17 protein-coding genes and 6 tRNA genes are annotated in these 20,039 nt (G+C 64.5%); 17 read left to right on the top strand and 6 right to left on the bottom strand.

Annotated features, from left to right (window positions below; translation table 11 throughout):
• Nucleotides 1–3 precede the first annotated feature (3 nt).
• The 16 genes from DA1_RS16525 (at nucleotide 4) to DA1_RS16455 (ending at nucleotide 12,176) form a co-directional block, all read left to right on the top strand.
• On the top strand, nucleotides 4–1,908 hold the full coding sequence (locus DA1_RS16525) for a hypothetical protein (RefSeq protein WP_034391737.1): 1,905 nt from the start codon (nucleotides 4–6) through the stop codon (nucleotides 1,906–1,908).
• On the top strand, nucleotides 1,905–2,141 hold the full coding sequence (locus tag DA1_RS16520) for a hypothetical protein (protein WP_034391739.1): 237 nt from the start codon (nucleotides 1,905–1,907) through the stop codon (nucleotides 2,139–2,141). Before DA1_RS16525 ends, DA1_RS16520 begins: the two co-directional genes overlap by 4 nt.
• A 339-nt stretch (nucleotides 2,142–2,480) precedes the next feature.
• Complete coding sequence (tig, locus tag DA1_RS16515) at nucleotides 2,481–3,791, top strand: trigger factor (protein WP_012204528.1); 1,311 nt, start codon at nucleotides 2,481–2,483, stop codon at nucleotides 3,789–3,791.
• A gap of 135 nt (nucleotides 3,792–3,926) precedes the next feature.
• The gene (clpP, locus tag DA1_RS16510; protein WP_012204529.1) at nucleotides 3,927–4,535 is read left to right on the top strand and encodes an ATP-dependent Clp endopeptidase proteolytic subunit ClpP; all 609 of its coding nucleotides are present in this window, start codon (nucleotides 3,927–3,929) and stop codon (nucleotides 4,533–4,535) included.
• A gap of 107 nt (nucleotides 4,536–4,642) precedes the next feature.
• Entirely contained in the window at nucleotides 4,643–5,905 is a 1,263-nt protein-coding gene (clpX, locus tag DA1_RS16505; protein WP_012204530.1) for an ATP-dependent Clp protease ATP-binding subunit ClpX, read from the top strand.
• Between the two features lie 120 nt (nucleotides 5,906–6,025).
• On the top strand, nucleotides 6,026–8,440 hold the full coding sequence (gene lon / locus DA1_RS16500) for an endopeptidase La (protein WP_012204531.1): 2,415 nt from the start codon (nucleotides 6,026–6,028) through the stop codon (nucleotides 8,438–8,440).
• Between the two features lie 103 nt (nucleotides 8,441–8,543).
• A tRNA-Gly gene (locus DA1_RS16495) sits at nucleotides 8,544–8,619 on the top strand.
• Between the two features lie 67 nt (nucleotides 8,620–8,686).
• Nucleotides 8,687–8,762 (top strand) — tRNA-Gly (locus tag DA1_RS16490).
• Between the two features lie 59 nt (nucleotides 8,763–8,821).
• A tRNA-Gly gene (locus DA1_RS16485) sits at nucleotides 8,822–8,897 on the top strand.
• Between the two features lie 43 nt (nucleotides 8,898–8,940).
• Nucleotides 8,941–9,014: transfer RNA gene (locus tag DA1_RS16480), tRNA-Cys, on the top strand.
• 146 nt (nucleotides 9,015–9,160) lie between these two features.
• The gene (locus DA1_RS30465; protein ID WP_155294197.1) at nucleotides 9,161–9,349 is read left to right on the top strand and encodes a hypothetical protein; all 189 of its coding nucleotides are present in this window, start codon (nucleotides 9,161–9,163) and stop codon (nucleotides 9,347–9,349) included.
• Between the two features lie 48 nt (nucleotides 9,350–9,397).
• Nucleotides 9,398–10,162 carry a metalloprotease LoiP gene (gene loiP, locus DA1_RS16475; RefSeq protein WP_034391743.1) on the top strand — a complete coding sequence of 255 codons (765 nt, stop codon included), beginning with the start codon at nucleotides 9,398–9,400 and terminating at the stop codon, nucleotides 10,160–10,162.
• Nucleotides 10,163–10,311: 149 nt separating this feature from the next.
• Nucleotides 10,312–10,387: transfer RNA gene (locus DA1_RS16470), tRNA-Gly, on the top strand.
• A gap of 98 nt (nucleotides 10,388–10,485) precedes the next feature.
• Nucleotides 10,486–10,576 (top strand) — tRNA-Leu (locus DA1_RS16465).
• A 329-nt stretch (nucleotides 10,577–10,905) separates the two neighbouring features.
• A complete protein-coding gene (locus DA1_RS16460; protein ID WP_013803265.1) occupies nucleotides 10,906–11,532 on the top strand; it encodes a DUF6806 family protein in 627 nt (208 codons plus the stop codon).
• Between the two features lie 32 nt (nucleotides 11,533–11,564).
• Complete coding sequence (locus DA1_RS16455; protein WP_034391746.1) at nucleotides 11,565–12,176, top strand: M48 metallopeptidase family protein; 612 nt, start codon at nucleotides 11,565–11,567, stop codon at nucleotides 12,174–12,176.
• Between the two features lies 1 nt (nucleotide 12,177).
• Here DA1_RS16455 and murI read toward each other — a convergent pair whose 3' ends face one another.
• The 4 genes from murI to DA1_RS16435 form a co-directional block, all read right to left on the bottom strand.
• Nucleotides 12,178–13,068 carry a glutamate racemase gene (gene murI / locus DA1_RS16450; protein WP_034391748.1) on the bottom strand — a complete coding sequence of 297 codons (891 nt, stop codon included), beginning with the start codon at nucleotides 13,066–13,068 and terminating at the stop codon, nucleotides 12,178–12,180.
• Nucleotides 13,069–13,126: 58 nt separating this feature from the next.
• Nucleotides 13,127–13,714 carry a GNAT family N-acetyltransferase gene (locus DA1_RS16445; RefSeq protein ID WP_034391750.1) on the bottom strand — a complete coding sequence of 196 codons (588 nt, stop codon included), beginning with the start codon at nucleotides 13,712–13,714 and terminating at the stop codon, nucleotides 13,127–13,129.
• Nucleotides 13,711–14,343, bottom strand: a complete 633-nt coding sequence (locus DA1_RS16440; RefSeq protein ID WP_034391752.1) for a class I SAM-dependent methyltransferase — start codon at nucleotides 14,341–14,343, stop codon at nucleotides 13,711–13,713. The genes DA1_RS16445 and DA1_RS16440 overlap by 4 nt, the downstream gene beginning before the upstream one ends.
• Nucleotides 14,344–14,443: 100 nt before the next feature.
• Nucleotides 14,444–15,997, bottom strand: a complete 1,554-nt coding sequence (locus DA1_RS16435) for a fumarate hydratase (RefSeq protein ID WP_034391754.1) — start codon at nucleotides 15,995–15,997, stop codon at nucleotides 14,444–14,446.
• Nucleotides 15,998–16,310: 313 nt separating this feature from the next.
• On the opposite strand from DA1_RS16435, the gene fumC reads away from it, so the two are divergent.
• A complete protein-coding gene (fumC, locus tag DA1_RS16430; RefSeq protein WP_013803259.1) occupies nucleotides 16,311–17,702 on the top strand; it encodes a class II fumarate hydratase in 1,392 nt (463 codons plus the stop codon).
• A gap of 64 nt (nucleotides 17,703–17,766) precedes the next feature.
• Here fumC and DA1_RS16425 read toward each other — a convergent pair whose 3' ends face one another.
• Nucleotides 17,767–18,666 carry an alpha/beta hydrolase gene (locus tag DA1_RS16425; protein WP_034391756.1) on the bottom strand — a complete coding sequence of 300 codons (900 nt, stop codon included), beginning with the start codon at nucleotides 18,664–18,666 and terminating at the stop codon, nucleotides 17,767–17,769.
• A gap of 146 nt (nucleotides 18,667–18,812) precedes the next feature.
• Entirely contained in the window at nucleotides 18,813–20,039 is a 1,227-nt protein-coding gene (locus DA1_RS16420) for a multidrug effflux MFS transporter (RefSeq protein ID WP_034391759.1), read from the bottom strand.

The raw sequence follows: 20,039 nt of genomic DNA, 5'->3' as shown, positions 1-20,039 counted from the left end.
GCCATGGCACGCATTGAGCTGATCTTCCATCGCCCACGGGCCGCTGGCTCACCCAGCCAGATGGTGTTCGGCAACGAGGACGATTCGGGCCCGGACCCGGGCTCGACTCAGGACGCAGTCGCACGGATGGCCATCCGGCTGCCGGGGACGAGCGTGGCCATCGGTGCCTTGCGTCGCAAGACCGCTGGCGCCGGCATTCGCCTGCCTGGGGCGCGCATGGCGCTTGGAGCGGCGTACCAGACGCGCACCGACAGGCCGGCCGTGGGGGGCACATTGTCGGGATTTGAAGAGGCCGCCCCGGCACAGGGCGGCCTGGTGTCTGTCTACCAGCAGGCAGCCATTGCCGACAGGGTCACGCAGATTCGCGGTTGGCGAGCGCTGCACGCAGGCGCGGCCGCCGTGCAGCGCTGGCAGGACTCGGCGCGCCTGCGCCTGACCACGCGCCAAGGCATGGGCTTTGCCATGGACGTGGGGGGACTCACGGCCCAGGCCTGGCAAGAGGGTACGCGCTTGCGCCTGGCCACGCGCCAGGGCCTGGCCAACGCACTGGCTGGCCAGGCGGTTGTGCTGCAGAGGTTCCAGGAGGGCATCATTTTGCGCCGTGCCATGCGGCAGGCTTTCACCGACGGCCTCTGCGAAGGTGCCTGGCACGCCAGCAGCATGGGCGATGCCCGGGTGCTGGGCATCGTGATGGGCGGTGCCCGCCATCAGGACGCCATGGCGCCGCTGCCAGGCGTCACGCCGGGCCGCTCTGTCGATCCGCCCAAGCCGCCACCGTGCTATCGGCCGCCGCCGGGTGGGGCCGTCGAGCTGGCGTTCTCGAGCGTCTGGAGCGAAAGCTCCGAACTCGTGTTCATCTGCTGCAGGCCGGGCACGGATCCCCAACCACCCCGCTATGTCATCCCGCAACTGAAGGTTTACATGACAGTACACACGATGGAGGCAGCCCTGCTGCCGGGCATGGAAGCCGTTGCGCTGAGCGATGTGACGATCGCCAGCGATGACGACGGCTTCGGATGGAGCTTTTCGGCCAATGGTCCGGAACACCTGCTGGATCAACTGGCGCCGTCCGGGGGACTGCCTGCACGGCTGCGCGTGGTGGTCGATGGCATCGACTTCGTCTTTGTCGTACAAAGCCTGAGCCGCACGCGCAGCTTCGGCAACCACCGCGTGGCCGTACAGGGCGTGAGTGCCACCGCCTTGCTGAGCAGTCCCTACATGCCGGAGCAGACCTGGCTGAACACGGCGCCGGCCACGGCGCAGCAACTGATCCGCAATGCGCTGGAGTTCACCGGCGTGCAGCTGGACTGGAAGGTGTCGGACTGGCTGGTGCCGGCCGGCGCCTGGAGCCACCGTGGCACGCCGTTGTCGGCCGTGATGCGTGTGGCTGCTTCGATTGGCGCGGTGGTGAGCAGCCATCGTACGCAGGAGCGCCTGATCGTCGCGCCGCGCTTCGCACATCTGCCATGGAAGTGGGCGGATGCGACGCCGGACGTGCGCATGCCGGCGGACGTCATCGTGACGGACGAGCTGCGGCCCGAGCCGCGTGCCGCCTACAACGCGATCTATGTCAGCGGCCAGGCGGGCGGCATCCTCGGCCACGTGCGCCGGGCCGGGACGGCTGGCAACAGGCTGGCTCCCCAGGTCACGGATGCCCTGATCACCGAGGCCGTGGCTGCACGCCAGCGTGGCGAGGCCGTGCTGGGAGCATCGGGCAGCAAGCTGGTCCAGTCCATCACCATGCCCTTGCTTTCCGGTGGGACGGCACCAGGCCTGATCCGGCCCGGCCAATTGATCGAAGTCGTCGATACCGACGAATCCTGGCGCGGCCTGGTCCGTGGAACCCGTCTCAGCGCTGCCATGCCCGTGGTGCGGCAGCAGATTACCGTGGAGCGCGCAACCGTATGACCTCTGTCAATCTCTTCAAGCGTCTTGTCCAACTGTTGCCTGACGAGCCTGTGCTCACCGGGCGGATCAGCGCGGTGCATGGCGACGGAACAGCCACGGTCGATCTGCCTGGCAATGGCCGATTGCGCGTACGCAATCCCCTGGGCAGCCAGGAGGGCGGCAGCGTCTATGTCCAGGGGCAGGCGATCACGGGTGAAGCCCCTCAATTGACCTATGTGCTCATTGATATCTAAGGGGTGCGCCAGGGCTTCGATGCAGGGTGACCGGGTAACTGGGTCGTGCTGCGGGGAGGCGCGGTCCCCGCGCTGCCGCCGCACACTGAAAACCGAGGGCAAATCCCCAATGCGGCCTTTCTGATGGGAAAAGCGCCTCGTTTATAATACTTGGCTTCGCTTATCACGGGTTGAGCGAACCATGCGAGGTCCAGGCGGCCAGGCGCATGCGATGTAAGCCCTTGAAATCTGAGGTGCCGCGCGGCCGACTGGCTTCGGTCCGCGATGCACCGTGACTTTGCGCAATACGGTGCGGGCTGCATGTCAGCCGGCACGGTCCAATCCCTCATAGGAACAAACATGGCCGTTACTGTTGAAACCCTTGAAAAGCTCGAGCGCAAGATCACGCTGAGCCTGCCCCTGAACTCCATCCAGAGCGAAGTCGAGAACCGCCTCAAGCAAGTGGCGCGCACCGTGAAGATGGACGGCTTCCGTCCCGGCAAGGTGCCGATGAGTGTGGTGGCCCAGCGTTATGGCTACTCGGTGCAGTACGAAGTGCTCAACGACAAGGTTGGCGAGGCTTTTGCACAGGCCGTCAACGAAGCCAAGCTGCGCGTGGCTGGCCAGCCCCGCATCTCCGAAAAGGAAGGCGCTCCCGAGGGCGAGGCCCAGTTCGAAGCCATCTTCGAAGTGATGCCTGAAGTCAAGATCGGTGACCTGACCTCGGCCGAAGTCGAGAAGCTGACCGCCGAAGTGGACGACGCCGCCATCGACAAGACCGTGGACATCCTGCGCAAGCAGCGCCGCACCTTCGCGCAGCGCGCCCAGGCCGATGTGGCCGTGGACGGCGACCGCGTGACCGTGGACTTCGAAGGCAAGATCGACGGCGAGACCTTCTCCGGCGGCAAGGCTGAAGACTTCCAGTTCCTGGTCGGCGAAGGCCAGATGCTCAAGGAATTCGAAGACGCAGTGCGCGGCATGAAGGCTGGCGAGTCCAAGACCTTCCCGCTGGCATTCCCCGCCGACTACCACGGCAAGGACGTGGCCGGCAAGACCGCTGACTTCCTGGTGACGGTCAAGAAGATCGAAGCCGCCAACCTGCCCGAAGTGGACGAGGCCTTTGCCAAGGCACTGGGCGTGGCTGAAGGCACGGTCGAAGGCCTGCGCGCCGACATCAAGAAGAACCTGGAGCGTGAAGTCAAGTTCCGCGTCCAGGGCCGCAACAAGCAGGCTGTGATGGACGCCCTGGTGTCCAAGGCCGAGCTGGAACTGCCCAAGGCTTCGGTGCAGGCTGAAGTCGCCCGTCTGCTGGAAGGCGCCCGCGCCGAGCTGCAGCAGCGCGGTATCAAGGACGCCGAGAAGGCTGAGATCCCTGAAGACGTGTTCCTGCCCCAAGCCGAGCGCCGCGTGCGCCTGGGCCTGGTGGTAGCCGAGCTGGTGCGTGCCAACGAGCTGCACGCCACGCCCGACCAGATCAAGGCCCACGTGGAAGAGCTGGCCGCCAGCTACGAAAAGCCCGAAGACGTGGCACGCTGGTACTTCGGCGACCGCCAACGCCTGGCTGAAGTCGAAGCCGTTGTCATCGAAAACAACGTGACCGAGTTCGTGCTGGGCAAGGCCAAGGTCTCCGACAAGGCCGTGTCCTTCGACGAACTGATGGGCCAGGCCTGAGGGTTTGAGCACCGCCTGCCTGCCGCTTCGTGAGATCGGCGGGCGGGTTGGCATCTGCGGGGCTTGTGCTTTGGCGCACAAGCCCCATTTTCTTTCCGGATACGGCTAAAGTAGCCCCCTAGTACTGGAGAAAACATGAGCGCATTGGAAACTCAGGGTTTGGGCATGATCCCAATGGTCATCGAACAGTCCGGCCGCGGAGAGCGGTCGTACGACATCTACTCGCGCCTGCTCAAGGACCGGGTGATCTTCCTGGTGGGCCCTGTCAATGACCAGACGGCCAACCTCGTCGTGGCCCAGCTGCTGTTCCTTGAAAGCGAAAACCCCGACAAGGACATTTCGTTCTACATCAACAGCCCCGGCGGCTCCGTGAGCGCCGGCCTGGCCATCTTCGACACGATGAACTTCATCAAGCCCGATGTGTCCACGCTGTGCACCGGCATCGCAGCCAGCATGGGCGCCTTCCTGCTGGCCGCTGGCACCAAGGGCAAGCGCTTTGCGCTGCCCAATTCCCAGGTCATGATCCACCAGCCGTTGGGCGGCATGCAGGGCCAGGCCACCGAGATCGAAATCCACGCCCGCGAGATCCTCAAGACCCGCGAGCGCCTGAACAAGATCCTGGCCGAGCGCACGGGCCAGCCGCTGGAAAAGATCCAGCACGACACCGAGCGCGACTACTTCCTGTCCGCCGAGGAAGCCAAGGACTACGGCCTGGTCGATCAGGTGATCAACAAGCGCTCCTGAAGTCCGGAGGCTGCATGAGAATGGGCGGCGTTTTCCCCCTACGGAAAACGCCGCTTTCCATTTGGTTATCATCCTTTTCCATATTTCTGTAACAAGGCACCGACCCCATGGCCGAGAAAAAAGGCTCCTCCAGCGAAAAAAACCTTTATTGCACCTTCTGCGGCAAGAGCCAGCATGAGGTCAAGAAGCTGATCGCGGGTCCGTCAGTCTTTATCTGCGACGAGTGCATCGATCTCTGCAACGAGATCATCCGCGACGAGCAGCCCAGCACCGAGGCCAAGGACGGCCGAGGCGACCTGCCCACGCCCGCCGAAATCAAGGCCAACCTGGACAACTACGTGATCGGCCAGGACCTGCCCAAGCGCACGCTGGCCGTTGCCGTCTACAACCACTACAAGCGCCTGCGTCACAAGGACAAGGCCGGCAAGGATGAGATTGAGCTGGCCAAGAGCAACATCCTGCTCATCGGTCCCACGGGCTCCGGCAAGACGCTGCTGGCGCAGACGCTGGCGCGCATGCTCAACGTGCCCTTCGTCATGGCCGATGCCACCACGCTGACCGAGGCCGGCTACGTGGGCGAGGACGTCGAGAACATCATCCAGAAGCTGCTGCAAAGCTGCGAGTACGACGTCGAGCGTGCACAGCGTGGCATCGTCTACATCGACGAGATCGACAAGATCTCGCGCAAGTCCGACAACCCCAGCATCACGCGGGACGTGTCGGGCGAGGGCGTGCAGCAGGCCCTGCTCAAGCTCATCGAAGGCACCATGGCCAGCGTTCCCCCGCAAGGCGGCCGCAAGCATCCGAACCAGGACTTCCTGCAGATCGACACAACCAACATCCTGTTCATCTGCGGCGGCGCGTTCGCGGGCCTGGAGAAGGTCATCGAGAACCGCACCGAGGCGTCGGGCATCGGCTTTGGCGCCACGGTCAAGAGCAAGAAGCAGCGCTCCATCTCGGAAGTGTTCCAGGAGATCGAGCCTGAAGATCTGATCAAGTTCGGCATCATCCCCGAGCTGGTCGGCCGCATGCCCGTGGTCACGGCTCTGGCCGAACTGGGCGAAGACGCCCTGGTGCAGATCCTGACCGAGCCCAAGAACGCCCTGGTCAAGCAGTACAGCAAGCTGCTGGCCATGGAAGGCGTGGAGCTGGAGATCCGGCCTGCCGCGCTCAAGGCCATCGCCCGCAAGGCGCTGGCGCGCAAGACGGGTGCCCGTGGCCTGCGCTCCATCCTGGAGCAATCGCTGATCGGCACCATGTACGAGCTGCCCAATGCCGACAATGTCGAAAAGGTAGTGGTGGACGAGTCCACCATCGAAGACGGAAAGGCGCCGCTGCTGGTTTACCGCGAAGCGGCCAAGAAGGCCTGATGCGCCGCCGCCTGCAAAGGTCCGGCAGCGCAAGTCCCTGCGTCCCGAAATCCTTTCGGGCCGCAGGGTTGAAATACACCGGTGTGCGGACCATCTTCCGCTGACAAACCGAGGATTCCCATGTCAGGACATACCCCTTTGCCTTCCACCCCCCTAGACCTGGCGCTGCTGCCGCTGCGCGATGTGGTCGTGTTCCCCCACATGGTGATCCCGCTGTTCGTGGGGCGTGCCAAGAGCATCAAGGCGCTGGAGCTGGCCATGGAGGGCGACCGCCGCATCATGCTGGTGGCCCAGAAGACCGCCTCCAAGGACGAGCCCACGGCCGCTGACATGTTCGATGTCGGCTGCGTCTCCACCATCCTGCAGATGCTCAAGCTGCCCGACGGCACGGTCAAGGTGCTGGTCGAAGGCCAGCAGCGCGCGCTGGTCAAGCAGGTCATGGACGAGGAGACCCACTTCGTGGGCTCCGTCGTGCCCGTGGCGCCCGAGGCCGAAACCCACAAGCCCAGCGAGATCGAGGCCCTGCGCCGCGCCGTGACGCAGCAGTTCGACCAGTACGTCAAGCTCAACAAGAAGATCCCGCCCGAGATCCTCACCTCCATCGCCAGCATCGACGATGCCGGCCGCCTGGCCGACACCATTGCCGCGCACCTGCCGCTCAAGCTTGAGAACAAGCAGGCCGTGCTCGACCTGGTGGACATCAAGGAGCGCCTGGAAAACCTCTTCGAGCAACTGGACCGCGAAGTCGACATCCTCAACGTTGACAAGCGCATCCGTGGCCGCGTCAAGCGCCAGATGGAGAAGAACCAGCGCGACTTCTACCTGAACGAGCAGGTCAAGGCCATCCAGAAGGAACTGGGTGAGGGCGAAGACGGCGCCGACATCGAAGAGATCGAAAAGAAGATCAAGCTGGCCCGCATGCCCGCCGAGGCGCGCAAGAAGGCCGAGGCCGAGCTCAAGAAGCTCAAGCTCATGTCGCCCATGTCGGCCGAAGCCACCGTGGTGCGCAACTACATCGATGTGCTCACGGGCCTGCCCTGGAGCAAGAAGACCAAGATCAAGCACGACCTTGCCAATGCCGAGGACGTGCTCAATGCCGACCACTTCGGCCTCGAAAAGGTCAAGGACCGCATCCTTGAATATCTTGCTGTGCAGCAGCGTGTGGACAAGGTCAAGGCGCCCATTCTGTGCCTGGTCGGACCTCCGGGCGTGGGCAAGACCTCGCTGGGCCAGTCCATCGCCAAGGCCACGGGCCGCAAGTACGTGCGCATGGCGCTGGGCGGCATGCGTGACGAGGCGGAAATCCGCGGCCACCGCCGCACCTACATCGGCGCCATGCCGGGCAAGGTGCTGCAAAGCCTGGACAAGGTCGGCACGCGCAACCCGCTGTTCCTGCTGGACGAAATCGACAAGCTCGGAATGGACTTCCGTGGCGACCCGTCGAGCGCCCTGCTGGAAGTGCTGGACCCCGAGCAGAACCACACCTTCGGCGATCACTACGTCGAGGTGGACTTCGACCTCAGCGACGTGATGTTCGTGGCGACCTCCAACTCCATGAACATCCCGCCGGCGCTGCTGGACCGCATGGAAGTGATCCGCCTGTCGGGTTACACCGAGGACGAAAAGGTCAACATCGCCATCCGCTACCTGCTGCCCAAGCAACTCACCAACAACGGTGTGAAGGACGGCGAAATGCAGGTCGACGAGTCCGCCATCCGCGACATCGTGCGCTACTACACGCGTGAAGCCGGCGTGCGCTCGCTGGAACGCGAGCTCTCCAAGATCTGCCGCAAGGTGGTCAAGGGACTGCAGCTCAAGAAGCTGGAGCCCACCGTCGTCGTCAATGCCGACAACCTCACCGACTACCTGGGTGTGCGCAAGTACAGCTACGGCCGGGCCGAGCACAACAACCAGGTCGGCCAGGTCGTGGGCCTGGCATGGACCGAGGTCGGCGGCGATCTGCTGACCATCGAGGCCGCCATCATGCCCGGCAAGGGCGTGATCTCGCGCACCGGCTCGCTGGGCGACGTGATGAAGGAGTCCGTGGAAGCCGCCCGCACCGTGGTGCGCAGCCGCTCGCGCATGCTCGGCATCAAGGACGAGGCCTTCGAGAAGAAGGACATCCACGTGCACGTGCCCGATGGCGCCACGCCCAAGGACGGCCCCAGCGCGGGTGCGGCCATGACGACGGCCTTCGTCTCTGCGCTGACCGGTATCCCGGTGCGTGCCGATGTCGCCATGACCGGCGAAATCACGCTGCGCGGTGAGGTCACTGCCATCGGCGGTCTCAAGGAAAAGCTGCTGGCGGCCCTGCGTGGCGGCATCAAGACGGTGCTGATCCCCGAAGAGAACGTCAAGGACCTCCAGGAGATCCCCGACAACGTCAAGAGCGGCCTGGAAATCATCCCCGTCAAGTGGATCGACCAGGTCCTCAAGGTGGCGCTGGAGCGTGTGCCCGAGCCCTTGTCCGAAGAGGAGGCCGCAGCGCCGCCGCCAGCGGAATCCAAGCCTGTGGAGCCAGCCGTCAAGCACTGAAGATGAAAAAATGTAGCGTTTTTCCTGAACCCTCCAAGAACTACGCTACAATTCATCCCATCGCAGCAAACGACGTTGTAGAATGTCAGGCTTCGGTGGAAATGCGGGAATAGCTCAGTTGGTAGAGCGCAACCTTGCCAAGGTTGAGGTCGACGGTTCGAACCCGTTTTCCCGCTCCAGATTTTGAACATGCTTTCGGGTTTGTTCGGTTTTGGTGGCGGTTGGCTGCCAGAATGGATGATTCAAGCGGGAATAGCTCAGTTGGTAGAGCGCAACCTTGCCAAGGTTGAGGTCGACGGTTCGAACCCGTTTTCCCGCTCCAGTTTTGGATGTGCCTGGTGCACATCCGATTCAGGTGACGGTTGGTTGCTTGAATTTTTTGCGGGAATAGCTCAGTTGGTAGAGCGCAACCTTGCCAAGGTTGAGGTCGACGGTTCGAACCCGTTTTCCCGCTCCAGTTTTAAAAACTGCAGCAATGCTGCATGTTTGATAGTGATCTTGGCGCGATAGCAAAGCGGTTATGCCCCGGATTGCAAATCCGGTTAGACCAGTTCGACTCTGGTTCGCGCCTCCAAAAATTCATTGCAGACACATTGTTCAAAAGGCCCCTCGGGGCCTTTTTCTTTTTCTGCATCACGGATCGGTGTTCGTCCTTGGTGCCATGTCTCCGCAGCGGCCTCGACTTGGCTGGCGCATCTTCTTCTCTTTCGATTCAGTGCCGTGGCAGTGCTTCACGCTCTGTGCATCGACAGCATGGCTGCATGCCTGTTTTGGTCATCCATTGCTGATCTGGTGAATTTAATTGTTTCCATTTGTTTTGAATGGACAGCCGTCATTGAAATTTGGCATTGCTTATCCATTGAGAAATTGCAAGAAATTGCAAATGGGTTGTCATTGCCGGTAGATTGAGTTGGCGGGTCGTGGATATGATGCGCGCTTCATTTATCGGGAGGGATTATGAAGATCAAGTTATTGACGGCGATTGTTGCCGGGGGCGTGGTGCTGGCGGGCTGTAAAACCATGGAGTCTGCCGATGTGGGCGGGTTGCTGGATTCGGGCTCCACGGCCATGAAGGCCATGACGCTCACGGATGACGACGTGGTCACGCTGTCCAATGATTCCTGTGCAGCCATGGATGCCCAGAACAAGGTGGCAGATGCAAAGAGCAAGTACACGCTGCGGCTGAACAAGGTGATTGCCGGCATGCCGCAGGCTGTCAATGGGAAGAAGGCTGTCTACAAGGTCTATATGACGCAGGACGTGAATGCCTGGGCCATGGCCAATGGCTGCATCCGTGTCTACAGCGGCCTGATGGACCTGATGAACGATGACGAGCTGCGTGGCGTGATTGGTCATGAGATCGGGCACGTGGCACTGGGTCACAGCAAGAAGCGCATGCAGACGGCCTATGCGGCTTCGGCTGCACGCTCTATTGCGGCCAATAGCGGCAATTCGGCGCTGGCCTCGCTGTCGCGTTCGCAGGCGGGTGATCTGGGTGAAAAGTTCATCAATGCCCAGTTCTCGCAGTCGCAGGAATCGGCGGCTGATGACTACTCCTTCGATCTGCTCACGGAAAAGAAGATGAGCCGCCAGGGACTGGTCACATCGTTCCAGAAGCTGGCCAAGCTCAGCGCCGGCAGCGGCGGCAGCTCCATCCTGAGCTCCCATCCGCCGTCCGAACAGCGGGCCAAGCGCATGCAGGATCGCATCGACGGCAAGTAGGCTTCGACGGTGAAGCAGCCTGCCGCCGCAAGGTGCAAGGCAGGCTGTGATCTGCCTTGGTGCAGATTTTTTACGGGCTTCTTCCGAAGCACCAAAAATCTGCGCTAGAATTCAAGTCTGCTCTGTAAAGCGCACAGCTTTACAGATACGCGGGAATAGCTCAGTTGGTAGAGCGCAACCTTGCCAAGGTTGAGGTCGACGGTTCGAACCCGTTTTCCCGCTCCAATTCAGAAAAAAGGGAAGCGGTAACGCTTCCCTTTTTCGTTGGTGCTGCAGTTGCAGGTGTGAGCAGTTCGCGCTGACCTGTGACGCTGCGGTGCAGGGCCCCGATGGTGAAATTGGTAGACACTGCGGACTTAAAATCCGCCGCTTCCGAACAGGGGCGTGCCGGTTCGATCCCGGCTCGGGGCACCACAACCCAATACGTACTAAGCATTGTTGCTATCTATACGGTAGCGGATTGAAGCAGCCAAGGCGCCTGCTGTTCCGCAAATTCAGGCGTCGGGCCGCAATGTGCATCGACGGTCCTGCCCGCTTGCTGCGCTGCACGGTGTCCATGCGTTGCCAAGTCCTTGCCCGTTGGCATAACGTGCGAGAATCCATTCATCAGGCCCCGGGCTGCTTGCCTGGATGGCGCGGCTCGGGCAGACAGTGATGGCGATGCCTGCATGCGTTCCGTTGACGTTGATCGTGGCACATGGTGCGGCGTGACAGGTGTGGCCAAACTCATCCCAGACGAGAACATGTCGAATTACAACGCTCCATTTGAAATCCACGTGCACGGCCAAGTGCTGCTGCGCCCCGACACGACCTACGAGCAGTTGCAGGAAGCGCTGGGTCCGCTGTGGAAGTATGCGGGGGCCCGTTCCCTGGCCGATGGCGCTGGCAGCGTCTATGAGGAAGAGCCAGGCATCCAGTTCGATACCAAGGAGCGCCTGCTCCAGGTGTGCTGGACCGTGCGTGGTGACGAGGATTTCCGCCAGTCGCTGGACGACATGTGCATGGGCATCAACGAGCTGGCCGAGCAGGGCGCGGCCATCGAGGTGACCTTCTACGACACCGAGTTCGACGAGGAAGAAGAGTCCGAAGAGGCCGAGTCGCGCGACGACTTCGTCATGCTCTTCGTTGGTCCGACGCCCGCGGCCATCATGCAGGTGCAGCGCGATCTGCTGGTGCAGGACGTGGTCAACCTGATGGAGCGCCATTTCGACGGCTCCGAGCTGGGTGGCGTGGTGCAGGAGATCGACAAGCTGTTCTCCCAGCGCTTCGACGCCCTGGTCAGCTCGCTGGAGATCGGCAAGCCGCCGCGCGGCATGGGTGGATCGGGTTCGGGCCACGGCGGCAACCGCCGCCCACGCCACCTGCATTGAGCGCAAGGCGCTGCCCCGCGCAGCGTACAGCCATGGCGGCACAGGCCAGCACGCCCAAGTATTCCGGAGCAGTCACCGAGACCGTGCGCCGCCAGCGCGAGCAGCGGCGCGAGGTGGCCGGTGGCGCGCTGCCGCTTCCCTACCTGTCCGCCTACCCCGCCGCGCTGCAGTTACAGGTGCGTGGCTGGCTGGCCGATGACAAGGCCGAGGCCTGGCTGCTGCGCAAGCATCCCGAGGCCCATGCCGTGCGCACGGACAAGAGCCTCTATGACTACGTGGATGCCCTCAAGGGCCGGCACATGCGCAATGCCGGCACGCTGAACAAGGTGGCCTACGACGGCCGCATCCATGTGGTCCACAACGCCCTGGGCCTGCACACGCGCCGCACCGTGGTGCAGGGAAGCCGCCTCAATGCACGGCATGAGATCCGCATCGGCGCACTGTTCAAGCAGGCGCCCGAGGCTTTCTTGCGCATGATCGTCGTCCACGAGCTGGCCCATCTGCGCGAGCCCGACCACGACAAGGCCTTCTACCAGCTGTGCACCCACATGGAGCCCGACTACCACCAGCTGGAGTTCGAGCTGCGCCTGTACCTGAGCTGGATGGACCACTCGGGCCGGCGCCTGTGGCTGGCGCAGCCCTGATTCAAGCGGCCGTGGGGACAGCGCTGGATTCGCCGACCTGAACGGACGAGCAGCATTGCGCGGGCAGCTCCAGCCAGCGCGATGCGGCGGACTGCAGGGCCTGCAGCGATCCCGTGGTCATCAACTGGACCTGGCCCTCTGCCGCGGGCAAGGGTCCTGATTCGCTGGCCAGGGTGCCCAGGCGATCCAGCACGCGCCGCGTCTGGCGGGCTACCGGGGCACCTGTGTCGATGAACTGGATGTCCGGCCCCAGCAGCGTGCGCAACTGCTCGCGGGCGAATATGTAGTGGGTGCAGCCCAGCACCAGGGAATCCATCTCACCCGTCTTTTGTCCGAAGCTGCCCAGGGCATTCACGTACCTGGCGCACAGTTGCGCGACCTCGGTGGCCATGGGGTCGGCGGGAACGGGTTGCTCCGTGCTTTCCTCGATGGCCTTGGCCAGTCCGTCGCAGGGCTGGACATGGAATTGCACGCGCTGGCCATGGTCGGCCACCAGGCGTGCAAAGCGTGCGCTGCTCACCGTGCCGCGTGTGGCCATCACGCCCACATGGCCGGTCTGGCTCGACAGCGAAGCGGGCTTGATGGCGGGCTCCACGCCGATCAGGGGCAGTTCGGGCATTTCGGCGCGCAGCATGTCCACGGCCGCTGCCGTGGCTGTGTTGCAGGCGATCACCAGCACCTTGATCTGGTGCTGCTCGCGCAGATGGCGCGCAATGGTGCGCGTGCGCTGCTGAACGAAGGCATCGCCACGCGCATCGCCATAGGGTGCATTGCCGCTGTCGGCCAGGTAGACGAAGCGCTCATGCGGCAGTTCATGGCGCAGCGCCTGCAGCACGCTGAGGCCGCCGATGCCGCTGTCGAAGACGCCGATGGGAGAGGCCGGGGAGGTCATGTGGAGATGCGGATAAAGGCTTTTGGAGGCGGCGCCCAGTATGCCCGCTCGGGCGCGTTCATGCTTGGGCCATGGCTTGCTGCTGCAGCCATCGGGCATGTGTCAGGCGATACAGGCAATGCCTGCGCAGCGCATGGCCTGCCGGCACCTGCGGATGGTCGAAGTCATGGGCGTCGCGCTCCATGCCCAGGCGCTGCATCACCGCTTGCGAACGCAGGTTGGACAGCGCGGTGAACGAGACGATGGACTCCAGATGCAACGCGCCGAAGCCGTGCTCCAGCGCCGCCCGTGCACCTTCGCTGGCCAGGCCCTGGCCCCAGAAAGGCCGGGCGAGCCGCCAGCCGATTTCCACGCAGGGCGAGAACGGCAAAGACGCGGCGGGAGTATGCAGCCCGATGAAGCCCATGAACTCGCCGCTGGCAAGGTGCTCTGCCGCCCAGAAGCCCCAGCCGCGTTCCTCGATCAGTGCCTGGATCCTGTCTGCCATGGCATCGCTTTGTTCACGGCTGAGCAGTGCCGGAAAGTGCTCCATGACCTGTGGGTCGGCATTCAGCGCGGCAAAGGGCTGTCGGTCGCCAGCCTGCCACTGGCGCAGTACCAGGCGCGGTGTCCGCAGGGTCGCTACAGGGGAATGTGTGGTGGTCATGGTTGGAGAGGGCGCTGCAGTACCAGCAGATACGCGGCTGCATGGCCGTGGAAGGAGTGGGGGATGAAGCCTGCCTCACCTGCCAGCTTTTCCACGCTGGTGCGGCGCTGGAAATGCGGGTCGAAGACCAGCTCGGCCACGGCCAGCAGGCCGCCGGGGCGCAGGCTCTGGAAGATATCGGCCAGCGCGGCCTGGCGGTCCGGAATCTCTCCCAGCACGGCGGCCATCACGGCGCGGTCGTGCTGCTGTGCTTCAAGCTGCCCCTGGCCCAGCGCAGCCGCCTGGGTGCGCACATTCTCCAGCCCCTGGGCGCGCGCCTTGGCCGCCACCTGTTCAAGCATGGCCGGCTGCAGGTCCACGGCCAGCACCTGTCCCTGCGGGCCAACGGCACGCGCCAATGGCAGGGTGACGCGGCCCGGGCCGCAGCCCGCGTCCAGCACCTTCATGCCCGGCTGGATCTGCAGTTGCCCGACGATGAAGGCGGCCTTGTTGCTGGCCGCGAAGGGGTTGTCAAGCTCGACCATCCAGCGCAGCCAGGACGGGCAGGGCAGGACATGGCGGCGGGAGGACAGGCGCCAGGCCAGGCTGGTCACGGCCAGCAGGGCGATGAGGACGAGCGCGATGGTCATGTTGAATGGGCTGTGTTGCAGGCAGCGGGCAGTCTGTCACAAATGCCCGCACCAATGAAAAGACCGCCCGAAGGCGGTCCCTTTGCGCTTGGTGCCGGCTTCAGGCCGAAGCGATCTCAATGGTCTTGAACTCGCCGGATGCAATGCGCTTTTGCCATTCGGCAGGGCCTGTGATGTGGGCGCTGGTGCCGCCGGCATCCACGGCCACGGTCACGGGCATGTCCACCACGTCGAATTCGTAGATGGCTTCCATGCCCAGGTCCTCGAAGCCCACGACCTTGGCGTTCTTGATGGCCTTGGACACCAGGTAGGCGGCGCCGCCCACGGCCATCAGGTAGGCCGACTTGTGGTTCTTGATGGACTCGATGGCCACCGGGCCGCGCTCGGCCTTGCCGATCATGGCGATCAGGCCGGTCTGCTCCAGCATCATGTCGGTGAACTTGTCCATGCGGGTGGCCGTGGTCGGGCCTGCGGGGCCCACGGCTTCGTCCTTGACCGGGTCCACCGGGCCGACGTAGTAGATCACGCGGTTGGTGAAGTCCACGGGCAGCTTCTCGCCCTTGGCCAGCATGTCCTGGATGCGCTTGTGGGCGGCATCGCGGCCCGTGAGCATCTTGCCGTTGAGCAGCAGGGTGTCGCCGGGCTTCCAGCTGGCCACTTCTTCCTTGGTCAGGGCGTTGAGGTCCACGCGGCGCGACTTGTTGTAGTCAGGCTCCCAGTCGATCTTGGGCCACAGGTCCAGCGAGGGTGCGTCCATGTAGACCGCGCCGGAGCCGTCCATCACGAAGTGCGCGTGGCGCGTGGCCGCGCAGTTGGGGATCATGGCCACGGGCTTGGAGGCCGCGTGCGTGGGGTACATCTTGATCTTGATGTCCAGCACGGTGGCCAGGCCGCCCAGGCCTTGCGCGCCGATGCCCAGGGCGTTGACCTTCTCGTACAGCTCCAGGCGCAGTTCCTCGACCTGGTCGAGCTTTTCTCCGCGCGCGGCCTTGGCCTGCAGCTCGTACATGTCCAGGTCTTCCATCAGGCTTTCCTTGGCCAGCAGCACGGCCTTCTCGGCGGTGCCGCCGATGCCGATGCCCAGCATGCCCGGCGGGCACCAGCCCGCGCCCATGGTCGGAACGGTCTTGAGCACCCAGTCCACCAGGTTGTCGCTGGGGTTCATCATGATCATCTTGGACTTGTTCTCCGAGCCGCCGCCCTTGGCGGCCACGGTCACGTCCAGCTTGTCGCCGGGCACGATCTGCACGTTGATGACGGCAGGCGTGTTGTCCTTGGTGTTCTTGCGCGCGAACAGCGGATCGGCGACGACCGAGGCACGCAGCGTGTTCTCGGGGTGGTTGTAGCCGCGGCGTACGCCTTCGTTGATGGCGTCTTCCAGGCCGCCCGTGAAGCCTTCCCAGCGCACGTCCATGCCCACCTTCAGGAACACGTTGACGATGCCGGTGTCCTGGCAGATCGGGCGGTGGCCGGTGGCCGACATCTTGGAGTTGGTCAGGATCTGGGCCATCGCGTCCTTGGCCGCCGGGCTCTGCTCGCGTTCGTAGGCGCGGGCCAGGTGGGCGATGTAGTCGGCGGGGTGGTAGTAGCTGATGTACTGCAGGGCGCCTGCGATCGAATCGATCAGGTCCTGCTGGCGGATCGTGGTGGTCATCGGTGGGGTGTCTTTTTGATCGGGGGAACAGGGGAGGGGAATCCCGGGGGCGATTATCGGCGCTGCAGGGGGAAAAGTGCACGCAATGGGCGCAGTCTTGTACAAGAGTCAAGGGGTTTGCCTGGACAAGCCCGCCTCGGCGACACCTCAGTGGGGGACGGATGCGAGAGGTTCCCATTTACGGAGTTACCATGAGCGGGTTTTTGCCATTGCGGCCCTGCCAGCCAGATATCCCCGAGCCACGTCCTGCGCGGCCCGCCGACCTGCCTCCAGCCAACTGCGCCGCGTTGTTTTCACCAAGGAGTCCATACCAATGACCGCGACCCGCCAGGAAAAAGACACTTTCGGACCCATAGCCGTCCCCGCAGACAAGCTCTGGGGTGCGCAGACGCAGCGTTCGCTGCAGAACTTCGACATCAGCGGAGAGCAGCAGCCGCGCGAGATCATCCACGCGCTGGCCCAGGTCAAGAAGGCCTCGGCCACCGTCAACCACAAGCTGGGCCTGCTGGACGAGAAGAAGACCCAGGCCATCCTGGCCGCCGCCGACGAGGTGATCGCCGGCAAGCACCCGGACGAGTTCCCGCTGGTGGTCTGGCAGACCGGCTCGGGCACGCAGACCAACATGAACGTCAACGAGGTGCTGGCCAACCGCGCCAGCGAAATCCTCGGTGGCGAGCGCGGCGAGTCGCGCCTGGTCCACCCCAATGACGATGTGAACAAGAGCCAGTCGAGCAACGACGTGTTTCCGACGGCCATGCACGTGGCTGCCGTCACGGCCATCGAGCAAAAGCTGCTGCCCGCCATTGCCCTGCTGCGCAATACGCTGCAGGCCAAGAGCGAGGCCTATGCCGACATCGTCAAGATCGGCCGCACCCATCTGCAGGACGCCACGCCGCTGACGCTGGGCCAGGAAATCTCGGGCTGGGTAGCCCAGCTGGCCCATGGCGAAAAGCATGTGCGCGCCGCGCTGCCGCACCTGTACGAGCTGGCGCTGGGCGGCACGGCCGTGGGCACGGGCCTGAATGCGCCCAAGGGCTATGCCGAGGGCGTGGCGGCCGAGCTGTCCCAGCTCACCGGCTACCCGTTCGTGACGGCGCCCAGCAAGTTCGAGGCCCTGGCCTCGTGCGACGGCCTGGTCCACGCCCACGGCGCGCTCAAGACGCTGGCCGCCAGCATGATGAAGATCGCCAACGACGTGCGCTGGCTGGCCTCGGGCCCGCGCAGCGGCCTGGGCGAGATCTCCATCCCCGAGAACGAGCCCGGCTCGTCCATCATGCCCGGCAAGGTCAATCCCACGCAGAGCGAAGCCGTGACCATGCTGGCGGCCCAGGTCTTCGGCAACGACGTGGCCATCAACTTCGGCGGCGCCTCGGGCAACTTCGAGCTGAACGTGTTCCGCCCCATGGTCTCGCACAACTTCCTGCAGAGCGTGCGCCTGCTGGCCGATGGCATGAAGAGCTTCAACGACCACTGCGCCGTGGGCATCGAGCCCAACCGCGAGCGCATCACCGAGCTGGTGCAGCGCTCGCTGATGCTGGTGACGGCGCTGAACCCGCACATCGGCTACGACAAGGCGGCCTACATCGCCAAGAAGGCGCACAAGGAAGGCTCCAGCCTGCGTGAAGCCGCCGTGGCTTCCGGCCACCTGACCGGCGAACAGTTCGACGCCTGGGTGATCCCTGCCAAGATGGTCGGCAATCTGTAAGACCTGCTGATGCAATCAAAAAGGGGAGCCGGCCGGCTCCCCTTTTTTTGCTTCATGGCCTGGCTCAGTTGTCCGCCTGCGGGCGGCGCACGGTGCGGAACACGTACTTGAGCGCGTCGCCGATGGTGCTTTCCCAGACCGGCCATTCATGCTTGCCGTTGACGATGCGCAGCTCGGCAGGCTGCTTGTTCCTGCGCAGCTGGGCGTAGAGCTGGGCGGCGTCGGACTCGATCATGAATTCATCGTCGTCGCCCGAGTTGATGTACATGGGCACGCTGATCTTGCGGGCGAGAAAGCTGTCCCACAGCACAGGGTAGTTGTAGCTCTTCCAGACCGTGGTGCTGTACTGGCCGCCCGTGTTGGGTTCGGCAAAGACCTTGACCGAGCGTGCCGAGGAATCGGCGGGCGGCTCGGGGTTGTAGATGGCGGGGCTCAGCAGGGCGGCGGCCTGGAATTTCTCGGGGTACTTGAGCACGTAGCGCAGCGCGCCATAGCCGCCCATGGACAGGCCGCCGATCACGCGGCCATCGCGGCTGGTGAGGGTGCGGTACTTCTTCTCGACATGGGGGAGGAGGTCCTGGAAGAAGGCCGTCTCCATGGGCTCCTTGAGGTCCACGTACCAGGTCGTTCCCGCGTCGGGCATGACGATGATGGCGGGCGGGATCTCCCCGTTCTGGATCAGCTGGTCCACCGTGCGCAGCAGATTGCCCTTGACGGGCCAGTCATTGCGCTGGCCGTCATTGCCGTGCAGCAGGTACATGACGGGATAGCGCAGCCTGGACTGGGCGTCGTAGCCCGTGGGCAGGTAGACGTTGTAGGCCCAGCTGCGCTGCAGCGTGGCGCTCTTGAACTCGGCGGCCTCGATGGAGCCGGCCTGGGCGGCTGTGCCGGCCAGCAGCGCGGCGGCTGCCAGCGTGCCGGTGGCGGCCTGGCGCAGGACGATGGAAAAGGAAAGTTGGCGCATGGTTTTTTGTCTCCTGTGGGCCGTGGCGGCTGGCCACGGCTGCGCCAATGTAATCGAGGGCCTGTGCGCCTCGGGCCCGCATGCGGCCGGAGCGTCGCCTGGGGGACTGTGGCCCTCAGCCGGGGAGGCCCTCGCCGGGGCGCCCCTCAGCCGGGCGCCCGCTGCGCGTGGCGCAGCGCGCTGCGAAAGCCCAGTTGCCCCAGCACGCAGGCCACCACCAGGGCCAGCGCTGCCGACAGCGCCGGGTTGCTGCCCAGGCTGGCGCCCAGCGTGCACAGGCCGCCCACGGCCATCTGGGTGCTGCCGTAGACCCCGGCGGCCGAGCCCGTGAGGCGCGGATGCACGCTCAGCGCGCTGGCCAGCGCCGCAGGACTGGTCAGGCCCGAGCCCAGCGCGAACAGCACCATCAGCCCCACCACGATGGCCGGCGTGAGCTGGTTGAACAGGGCCAGCAACAGCAGCATGGCCGCGCTGGCCAGGCTCAGCAGATTGCCGTTGAGCATCAGCCGCTCCAGGGGCCAGTGGCGTATCAGCTGACGGGCCAGCGCATTGCCCACGGCCATGCCGCCCATGAGCAGGCCCAGGTAGATGGCCACCTCATGCTTGGTGGAATGCAGCTGCTCGATGAAGACGAAGGGCGCGGCCGCCAGGAAGGCATAGATGGATGTGGTGGCGCAGCCGCCGCCCACGGCAAAGCCCACGAAGGCAGGCGAGCGCAGCAGGCTGCGGTAGTCGTCGCGGATGGTGCCCAGGTGCAGGCGGCCCGTGGGCTGGCCGGTTTCGGGCAGCAGCTTCCAGATGGCGAAGGCCGTCACGCCGCCGACCACGGCCAGCGTGCCGAAGATGGCGCGCCAGCCCAGGGCGTCGTCGATGGCCGAGCCGATGGCCGGCGCGATGCCGGGGCCGATCATCATCATCAGGTTGAGCAGCGCCAGGCTGCCCACGGCGTTCTCGGGCGTGCTTGAATCGCGCGCAATGGCGCGGCCCAGGGCCAGGCCCGCGCAGCCGCCCAGCGCCTGGAGCAGCCGCGCGCCGATCAGCCAGGGGGCGGACGGGGCGAGAAAGGCCGCCAGGCTGGCCAGCGCATAGAGGATGAGCCCGGCCAGCAGCATGGGGCGGCGACCCAGGCTGTCCGACAGCGGGCCATAGATCAGCTGGCCCACGCCCAGGCCCAGGATGTAGACCGTGATGGTCAGCTGCATCTGGCTGGCCCCGGCCTGGAGCTGGCGTGCGGCATCGGGCAGGGCGGGCAGGAACATGTGCATGGCCAGCGTGCCGACGATGGTCACGATCACCAGCAGCCACAGCGGCGCCTTGCGGCTGGCCGCTGTATGGTCCTGGGCGGGTGGCAGCGAAGAGTGCTCGGCCGCCAT

It is taken from the genome of Delftia acidovorans NBRC 14950 (genome assembly GCF_001598795.1).
Lineage (GTDB): Bacteria > Pseudomonadota > Gammaproteobacteria > Burkholderiales > Burkholderiaceae_C > Comamonas > Comamonas acidovorans.
This window is presented reverse-complemented; position numbering and strand designations above follow the sequence as displayed.

Excerpts from the sequence above, each read along its gene's own strand:
- DA1_RS16525 (WP_034391737.1), top strand. The coding sequence starts at position 4 with ATGGCACGCATTGAGCTGATCTTCCATCGCCCACGGGCCGCTGGCTCA.
- DA1_RS16520 (WP_034391739.1), top strand. The coding sequence starts at position 1,905 with ATGACCTCTGTCAATCTCTTCAAGCGTCTTGTCCAACTGTTGCCTGAC.
- tig (WP_012204528.1), top strand. The coding sequence starts at position 2,481 with ATGGCCGTTACTGTTGAAACCCTTGAAAAGCTCGAGCGCAAGATCACG.
- clpP (WP_012204529.1), top strand. The coding sequence starts at position 3,927 with ATGAGCGCATTGGAAACTCAGGGTTTGGGCATGATCCCAATGGTCATC.
- clpX (WP_012204530.1), top strand. The coding sequence starts at position 4,643 with ATGGCCGAGAAAAAAGGCTCCTCCAGCGAAAAAAACCTTTATTGCACC.
- lon (WP_012204531.1), top strand. The coding sequence starts at position 6,026 with ATGTCAGGACATACCCCTTTGCCTTCCACCCCCCTAGACCTGGCGCTG.
- loiP (WP_034391743.1), top strand. The coding sequence starts at position 9,398 with ATGAAGATCAAGTTATTGACGGCGATTGTTGCCGGGGGCGTGGTGCTG.
- DA1_RS16460 (WP_013803265.1), top strand. The coding sequence starts at position 10,906 with ATGTCGAATTACAACGCTCCATTTGAAATCCACGTGCACGGCCAAGTG.
- DA1_RS16455 (WP_034391746.1), top strand. The coding sequence starts at position 11,565 with ATGGCGGCACAGGCCAGCACGCCCAAGTATTCCGGAGCAGTCACCGAG.
- murI (WP_034391748.1), bottom strand. The coding sequence starts at position 13,068 with ATGACCTCCCCGGCCTCTCCCATCGGCGTCTTCGACAGCGGCATCGGC.
- DA1_RS16445 (WP_034391750.1), bottom strand. The coding sequence starts at position 13,714 with ATGACCACCACACATTCCCCTGTAGCGACCCTGCGGACACCGCGCCTG.
- DA1_RS16440 (WP_034391752.1), bottom strand. The coding sequence starts at position 14,343 with ATGACCATCGCGCTCGTCCTCATCGCCCTGCTGGCCGTGACCAGCCTG.
- DA1_RS16435 (WP_034391754.1), bottom strand. The coding sequence starts at position 15,997 with ATGACCACCACGATCCGCCAGCAGGACCTGATCGATTCGATCGCAGGC.
- fumC (WP_013803259.1), top strand. The coding sequence starts at position 16,311 with ATGACCGCGACCCGCCAGGAAAAAGACACTTTCGGACCCATAGCCGTC.
- DA1_RS16425 (WP_034391756.1), bottom strand. The coding sequence starts at position 18,666 with ATGCGCCAACTTTCCTTTTCCATCGTCCTGCGCCAGGCCGCCACCGGC.
- DA1_RS16420 (WP_034391759.1), bottom strand. The coding sequence starts at position 20,039 with ATGGCGGCCGAGCACTCTTCGCTGCCACCCGCCCAGGACCATACAGCG.